The sequence below is a fragment of the Ideonella sp. P3_A4 genome (assembly GCF_056403075.1).
The window spans coordinates 1-7328 of record NZ_JBFUGE010000305.1; the positions used below are offsets into that span (position 1 = coordinate 1).

Below are 7328 nucleotides of genomic sequence, written 5' to 3' on the forward strand. Positions count from 1 at the left end.
GAACTGCTGCGTCAGTTCCATGCCGAACGACAGCAGCGAGATGGCGACCACCGCGAACAGCCAGCAGGGACCTGAGCGCCGGCCACCGCGCACGCCGGCGGCATGCACCAGCGCCGCGATCGGGATGTAGCCGAGGTAGTTGGCCCAGATGTCGAATTTGTAGCGCCACGGCGGCAGCGGCAGCTCGAACAGCTCCCACACCGACAGGTCACCTGGCCAGCGCCAACCGGTGAAAGGGTACAGGCTGGCGTAGACCACCACGCTGACCGCCAGCCAGGCCAGCGGCAAGGCCGAGCTGTGGTGACGCCGCGCGCCGCTCGGGTCTGGCACCGACGCTCCCGCGTCAGAACGGCTTGACCACCACGAGCACGACGATCAGCGCGAACATCAGCACCGACACCTCGTTGAACACGCGGAACCAGCGCTCGCTGCGGCGGTTCTTCAGCTGTTCAAACTTGCGCAGCAGCGACAGGCAGGCGTGGTGGTAACCCACCGCCGCCAGCACCAGCACCAGCTTGGCATGCAACCAGCCATGGCCCGGGCCGCGCCAGACCGAAAAACCCAGCCACAGCCACAGCCCGAACAGCAGCGCCGGGATCATCAGCAGCGTGGCAAAACGGTACAGGCGCCGCGCCATCAGCAGCAGGCGCTCACGCTCGGCGTGGCTGTCACCCGGCACGCTGGCCAGGTTGACGAAGAAGCGCGGCAGGTAGAACAGGCCCGCGAACCAGCTCGCCACGAAAATGATGTGCAGGGCCTTGACCCAGAGGTACAAACCAGTCATCCGACCGATTATGGCGGTGCACAAAAGAAAGAGCCCCGACCATGGGCCGGGGCTGAAAAGCCTTGACGCTGTCATCACGTAAAGGCACCTGCTCAGGGAGGAAAAGCAGGGAGAAACACCCTCACGGGCATCGCTCAAGAACAACTTTAACACCGCAGAGCGGCTCTGTACCATAGGCGTCCGCCACAATTTTTGGCGCTTTGCGGCCCTGATTCACTGGGCTACACCCCTCTTGCGCGGCGGGGTTTTCGACACCGTCGCAACACTTCTTTGCCTGTCCCCTATTCATGCTGCCTGCCTACCCCGCCAGCCGCCCCCGTCGCCTGCGCCGTGATGCCTTCAGCCGCGCGCTGGTAAGAGAAAACGTTCTCACCGTCGCCGACCTGATCTACCCAGTGTTCATACTCGATGGCGAGAACCGCGTCGAGGACGTGGCCAGCATGCCGGGCGTGCAGCGCCTGAGCGTGGACCAGCTGTTCGCCAAGGCCGAGGCCTGCGTCGCGCTGGGGGTGCCGGTGATGGCGCTGTTCCCGGTCATCGACCCCAGCCTGAAGACGCCCGACGGCCGCGAAGCCACCCGCCCCGACGGCCTGGTGCCGCGCGCGGTGCGGGCGCTCAAATCACGCTTCCCCGAGCTGGGCCTGCTGACCGACGTCGCGCTGGACCCGTTCACCAGCCACGGCCAGGACGGGCTGCTCGACGCCAACGGCTACATCATCAATGACGACACGGTGGCGGTGCTGCGCGAGCAGGCGCTGGTGCAGGCCGATGCCGGCGTCGACATCGTCGCGCCGTCGGACATGATGGACGGTCGCATCGGTGCGATCCGCTCGGCGCTGGAAGCCAAAGGCCGGATCCACACCAAGATCATGGCCTACAGCGCCAAGTACGCCAGTGCCTTCTACGGCCCGTTCCGCGATGCCGTCGGCTCGGCCAAGAACCTGGGCAAGAGCGACAAGAAGACCTACCAGATGGACCCGGCCAACAGCGACGAGGCGCTGCGGGAAGTGGCACTCGACATCGCCGAGGGCGCCGACATGGTGATGGTCAAGCCCGGCCTGCCGTACCTGGACATCGTGCGCCGCGTGAAGGACGAGTTCCACATGCCGACCTTCGCCTACCAGGTCAGCGGCGAGTACGCGATGGTCAAGGCGGCCGCTGCGAACGGCTGGCTGGACCACGACGCGGTGATGATGGAATCGCTGCTTGCGTTCAAGCGCGCCGGCGCCGACGGCGTGCTGAGCTACTTCGCGCTCGACGCGGCGCGGCTGCTGAAGTCGGCTTGAGCGGCCACATCCACGAAGGGGCCGCGGTGCGCATCTTCCACATCAAGGCCGACAACTTCACGGAGTTGGCCGAGCTGCCCGAGGTGCTGCCACCGCAGGGCTTCGTCTGGGTCGGCAGCGGCCGGCGCGAGTTCGAAGTGCAACGCGGCGAGGTCCAGGCCGCGCTGCAGCGCTGGGCCGGCGCCGCACTGGTCGACCTGCATGTCAGCGATCTGCTGAACAACCAGCTGCCGTCGCACTTCGAGGACACCTCTTGGTACGACATGCTGGTGTTCCGCCGCCTGGCCACCACGCCGAGCGGCAAGAGCCTGTTCCTCGACGAGAGCCACGGCACACTGGCTTCGGCTCAGCAGGCGCTCGATGCGATCGACACCAGCCCGGTCGGCTTCGCGGTGTTCGACCGGGTGCTGCTGACGATCCACCCGACCGACTGCATGGTGCGCGAGTTCTTCGCCCAGCGCCTGACCCAGCAAGCCGCCGAAAGCGACCTGCGCGGCGCGGGTCGGCTGCCCTCCGGCCCGGCCGACCTGATGCTGCGGATGGTTAACTACATGGTCGACAGCTATCTCGACCTGCGCCGTTTGCTGACCCGTCAGTTGACCACCCTGCAGACCGAGCTGCTCAATCCCAAGGGCCACTTCCACGACTGGCAGGTGCTGCTGGGCAGCCGCAATGCACTGCATATGTTGGAAGACACCTGCGAGGACCAGCGTGCGGCGATGCAGGAATGGATCGACGCGCTGGACGAATGGCCGTCCGAGGCCGATGCCGGTGCCAAACGCGAGCGCGAGCTGCTGCGCGTGCGTTCACGCGACGTGCTGGAGCACATCGAACGCGTGCTGACGCATGTGCGGCGACTGGAGTCGTCGGCCGAGGCCGCGGTGCAGATGCACTTCTCGGCCCTGAGCCACCGCACCAACGACATCATGCGCACGCTGACCGTGCTGACCGCGATCTTCCTGCCGCTGAACCTGATCACCGGCATCTTCGGCATGAACTTCGAGGTCATCCCGCTGCAGCACGCCGTGAAGGGCTTCTGGGTGGCGATCGCCATCATGGCCGCCACCGCCATCGGTCTTGGCGGCTTCTTTTGGCGCAAGCGTTATCTCGGGACCCACGTCCGCCCCTAGCGGGACGCGACGTTCAGCCGCGGCGTTTGCGGTACGGATCCTTGAGCCCCAGCCCGAGCAGGATCTCGGTCTCGCGGACTTCCATCTCTTCGGCGTCTTCGTCGCTGGTCTCGTGGTCCCAGCCCTGGGCGTGCAAGGTGCCGTGCACCAGCAGATGGGCGTAGTGGTCGGCGATCGAGACCCGCAGCTCTCGCGCCTCGCGCGCCACGACCGGCGCGCAAAGGATCAGGTCAGCGCTGACCACCGGCTCTTGCGCGTAGTCGAAGGTCAACACGTTGGTCGCGTAGTCCTTGCCGCGGAACTCGTGGTTCAGCTGCCGGCCTTCGTCTTCGTCGACGATACGCACGGTGATCTCGCCCGACAGGTCGAGCGCCGAACGCACCCAGCGTGCGACGCGGTGGCGCGGCAACTGCTCGCGGTGACGCGGGTCGGCGAACTGCAGGCTCAGGCTCAAGGAGGGTTTGACGACACGGCTCACTGGTACACCCTTGGGCCTGCGGCCCTTCCCTCCAAGAGGGAGCGCGCCCCTACGGGCGGCCGGGCGGCGCTCATGCGCCGCTCCTGCCGTCATGCGCGCCATCGCGGGGCGGTTGTTGCGCCTCGTAGGCTTCGACGATGCGCGCCACCAGCGGGTGGCGCACCACGTCGGCAGAGCTGAAGCGCGTCATCGCAATGCCTTTGACACGCTTGAGCACATCGGCCGCGTCGATCAGCCCGCTGGGCATGCCGCGTGGCAAGTCGATCTGGCTGATGTCACCGTTGACCACCGCCTTCGAACCGAAGCCGATGCGGGTCAGAAACATCTTCATCTGCTCGGGCGTGGTGTTCTGCGCTTCGTCGAGGATCACGAACGAATGGTTCAGCGTGCGGCCGCGCATGAAGGCCAGCGGCGCGACTTCGAGCAAGCCTTTCTCGAAGGCCTTGGTGACGCGGTCGAAGCCCATCAGGTCATAGAGCGCGTCGTACAGCGGGCGCAGGTAAGGGTCGACCTTCTGCGTCAGGTCACCCGGCAGAAAACCCAGCCGCTCGCCGGCCTCAACCGCCGGCCGCGTCAGCACAATGCGCTGCACGCCGCTGCGCTCCAACGCGTCGACAGCGCAAGCCACCGCGAGAAAGGTCTTGCCGGTGCCTGCCGGACCGATGCCGAAGGTGATGTCGTGCGACAGGATCTGGCGCAGGTACTGGATCTGGTTCGGGGTGCGGCCGACCAGGTCGGCACGGCGCGTGTGCAGCACGATCTCGCCGTCCTCGCCGGCCACCACCGGCGCCTTCGCCGGGTTGCGGCGCAGGTCGTCCAGCGCCAGCTGCAGTGTCTCGGCGTGGATCGGCTTCTTGGCCCGCTCGTACAGCGATTCGAGCAGTGCCAGCACCCGCTCGGCGTCGCGCTTCGAGCCATCGATCTTGAACGCACCCTGGCGCCGCGTGATCGCCACCGGCAGCACCGCCTCGATCGAGCGCAGGTTCTCGTCCACCGCGCCGCACAGGTGCGACAGCCGGTTGTTGTCGAGTGGAGAGAAGGTGTGGCGGAGGATCAAGCCGGACTCGTGCTGCAGACGCGAAAGCCGGGGATTGTCGACCAAACGATAATCCCGCGCCATGATCGGCCGCCTCTCGGGTTTGCTCGCGGAAAAGTCCCCGCCGCTGGTGCTTGTGGATGTCAACGGCGTCGGCTACGAAGTCGATGTGCCGATGAGCACCTTCTACAACCTGCCAGGGCTGGGTGAGCGCGTCACGTTGCTGACGCACGTGGTGGTGCGTGAGGATGCGCATCTGCTCTACGGGTTCCTCACCGCGTCGGAGCGCAGCACCTTCCGCGAGTTGATCAAGATCTCAGGCGTCGGCCCGCGCACCGCACTGGCGATCCTGTCGGGGCTGTCGGTGGCCGAGTTGTCGGCGGCGATCTCGCGGCAAGAAGGCGCGCGCTTGCAGAAGGTGCCCGGCATCGGCAAGAAGACCGCCGAGCGGTTGTTGCTCGAACTCAAGGGCAAGCTGGGGGCGGACCTCGGCGCACCGTCCGCACAGGTCACCACCGACGCGCAGGCCGACATCGTGCAGGCGCTGATGGCGCTGGGCTACAACGAGAAAGACGCCGCGGCGGCGCTGAAGAAGCTGCCGCCGGAGGTCGGCGTCAGCGACGGCATCAAGCTGGCGCTGAAGTCGCTGGCCTGATCGGGCCGCGGCTGACGCTGTGTGTCAGCTTCTGAACGGCGTCACTGCCCCAGGGCCTTGATCGGCACCTTCAGTTCCAGCGTCTCCTTCTTGCCGTCGGTGCCTTCGATGGTCAAGGTCAGCGGCAAGGTCTCGCCGCCCTTCAACTGCTGCTTCAGCCCCATCAGCATCACGTGGTAGCCACCGGGCTTCAGCTCGACCGTCTTGCCGGCCGGCAGTTCGACAAAGGGCGCGGCGTTCATCTTCATGACGCCGTTGTCCATCTTCATCTCGTGCACCTCGGCCATACCGGCCACCGGCGACGCCACGCCCACCAGGCGGCCGCCGTGCGACGAGCTGAGCTGCATGAAGGCACCCGAGCTGGTCTGACCCGCCACGGTGCCGCGCGCCCAGGCGTTGTTGACGGTCGTCGCCGCCGACGCCGGGCTGATCACACAGGCCAGCGACACCGCGGCGAACACGGGGAACAGGGCGAATTTCATGGGCATCCTTTTCTCAAATGTAGGCTCGAAACGGCATCAGAAGGCATGCGTCCAGCCGAACGCGAGGCTGGTCCGCGGCACCAGCTGGATGCCGTTGACCTGCTGGTAAACGGGTACCTGCAGCAAAGCGTAGACAAGGTCGTCGTGCCCCGGTGAGATGCTGACACCAGGCGACAGGTTCAACGTGCGGCTGCCGCTCAGCTCGGGCTCGGCTTCGGCACCGCTATCGCGGCCGCGCTGGCTCCAGTTGGTCTGCAGCAGCAAGCTCCACATCGGCGACATCGCGTGCGCCCAGCCGGCCGACAGGTCGAGCCGCTGGCCCGGCTTGTAGCCGTCGCGCTCGGCGAGCGCACCCGTCCAGGTGGCCTGCAGGTTCAACGCATCGGCCAGACCCAGCACCACGCGGGACGAGGCACCGACGATCAGGTCGGTCGTACCGGTGCCCGGCTGCAAGCTGCGCTCGGCCACGCTGCCGTCGCCGTTGGCGACGGTGCGAGACCCTGTGGGCAGCTTCAGGCCACCGGTCAGTGCCCACGCAAAGTCCCCGTTCGACGCGACAGGCGCCTGCCAGCGCACCAGCGCCTGCACGTCGCCGACGCGGCTGTAGCGCCAGCGCTCTTGCGCACCGAGCTCGCCGGTGTCCTCGTCGATCAGGTCGTGCGCATGGTCGCGGTGCACGAGAGGCAAGCGCAACGCGAAAGACCACTGCGGGCTCATCGCGTAGTCCAGCGTCGTCACCAGGTTCAGGTTGCGGGTGTGGCGCTCGACCGCCTCTTCGTCTTCGGGCAGGTCGTCGGGCGAGATGTTCTTGGTGCCCTGGCGCAGCTGGTCTTGCACGACGAACTCCAGCCGCAGGTCGACGCTCCAGCCAGCGTGGTCCCAGGTGCCAAGCGCGAAGCGGTCGTTCAGCAGATTGCACGAGGCGGCACCGCACGAGGCTTCGGCCGAAGTGGCGCCAACAGCGCCGAGCGCGGCGAAGAGTGCCGCGCGGATCAGGTGGGTGGTCATCGAAGGTGGTCCTTCAGGAAGGCATGGACGGCAGCCGCCATATCGGCGGGCTGCGGGCCGGCGATGGGGACGACGCGAGGGTGCGTGGCGGCCATCGCATCGGCAGCGATTTCGACCTCGGGAAGCATCGTGCGCGCGGGCTGCATTCGGGCAGCGCCAGCGGYGACGGCTCAGGCTCGGTCGAAAGGGGGCGCGCGGGCCTGTGCTGCCGCCCATGCAAACAACGGGCGAGGTGCTCGCAGGAACAGCGTGGGCTGTTCGGTCAGCGGCTTGACCAGCGTCGTGGCGACCACCAAGGGTGGCGGCGCCATGGCTTGGCCGGCCAAGCCGCAGAGCGCGCAGTGGTCCAGGTGAACGGTCATACCCTGTGCGGGCTGCGGCTGTTCGGCTTCGCCGGCGGCCAACTGCTTGGGCCCCTGCGGCGTGCAGATCTCGGCCCAGACCGAGCCGCCTTGTTCGGCAGCCAGCC

General features: G+C 67.0%; 11 protein-coding genes. 3 read left to right on the forward strand and 8 right to left on the reverse strand.

The genetic code is table 11. The annotated features are described in order from the left end of the window. Positions 1 to 330 (reverse strand): VanZ family protein (locus AC1DYI_RS22140; protein ID WP_477206295.1); only part of this gene is annotated, 330 nt, incomplete at its 3' end. Positions 331 to 343: 13 nt separating this feature from the next. Next, a complete protein-coding gene (locus AC1DYI_RS22145) occupies positions 344 to 784 on the reverse strand; it encodes a CopD family protein (protein ID WP_477206296.1) in 441 nt (146 codons plus the stop codon). A gap of 287 nt (positions 785 to 1071) precedes the next feature. Here AC1DYI_RS22145 and hemB point away from each other — a divergent pair, with 287 nt between their 5' ends. Both hemB and AC1DYI_RS22155 read left to right on the forward strand, forming a co-directional pair. Continuing rightward, positions 1072 to 2070 carry a porphobilinogen synthase gene (hemB, locus tag AC1DYI_RS22150; protein ID WP_477206297.1) on the forward strand — a complete coding sequence of 333 codons (999 nt, stop codon included), beginning with the start codon at positions 1072 to 1074 and terminating at the stop codon, positions 2068 to 2070. Between the two features lie 26 nt (positions 2071 to 2096). Further along, complete coding sequence (locus tag AC1DYI_RS22155; RefSeq protein ID WP_477206305.1) at positions 2097 to 3200, forward strand: magnesium transporter CorA family protein; 1104 nt, start codon at positions 2097 to 2099, stop codon at positions 3198 to 3200. Between the two features lie 13 nt (positions 3201 to 3213). On the opposite strand, the gene ybeY is transcribed toward AC1DYI_RS22155, so the two are convergent. Then, on the reverse strand, positions 3214 to 3678 hold the full coding sequence (gene ybeY / locus AC1DYI_RS22160; protein ID WP_477206298.1) for an rRNA maturation RNase YbeY: 465 nt from the start codon (positions 3676 to 3678) through the stop codon (positions 3214 to 3216). A gap of 70 nt (positions 3679 to 3748) precedes the next feature. Next, on the reverse strand, positions 3749 to 4735 hold the full coding sequence (locus AC1DYI_RS22165; protein WP_477206299.1) for a PhoH family protein: 987 nt from the start codon (positions 4733 to 4735) through the stop codon (positions 3749 to 3751). 61 nt (positions 4736 to 4796) lie between these two features. On the opposite strand from AC1DYI_RS22165, the gene ruvA reads away from it, so the two are divergent. Continuing rightward, entirely contained in the window at positions 4797 to 5369 is a 573-nt protein-coding gene (gene ruvA, locus AC1DYI_RS22170; RefSeq protein WP_477206300.1) for a Holliday junction branch migration protein RuvA, read from the forward strand. A gap of 41 nt (positions 5370 to 5410) precedes the next feature. Here ruvA and AC1DYI_RS22175 read toward each other — a convergent pair whose 3' ends face one another. The 4 genes from AC1DYI_RS22175 to AC1DYI_RS22190 all read right to left on the reverse strand — a co-directional run. Then, positions 5411 to 5851 (reverse strand): copper chaperone PCu(A)C, encoded by a 441-nt coding sequence (locus AC1DYI_RS22175; protein ID WP_477206301.1) that lies wholly within the window; start codon positions 5849 to 5851, stop codon positions 5411 to 5413. 36 nt (positions 5852 to 5887) lie between these two features. Continuing rightward, positions 5888 to 6859 carry a hypothetical protein gene (locus AC1DYI_RS22180; protein WP_477206302.1) on the reverse strand — a complete coding sequence of 324 codons (972 nt, stop codon included), beginning with the start codon at positions 6857 to 6859 and terminating at the stop codon, positions 5888 to 5890. After that, positions 6856 to 7005 (reverse strand): hypothetical protein, encoded by a 150-nt coding sequence (locus AC1DYI_RS22185; protein ID WP_477206303.1) that lies wholly within the window; start codon positions 7003 to 7005, stop codon positions 6856 to 6858. Before AC1DYI_RS22185 ends, AC1DYI_RS22180 begins: the two co-directional genes overlap by 4 nt. Before the next feature lie 24 nt (positions 7006 to 7029). Beyond that, positions 7030 to 7328, reverse strand: a 299-nt coding sequence (locus tag AC1DYI_RS22190) for a DUF2946 family protein (protein WP_477206304.1), incomplete at its 5' end; no start/stop codon positions are given.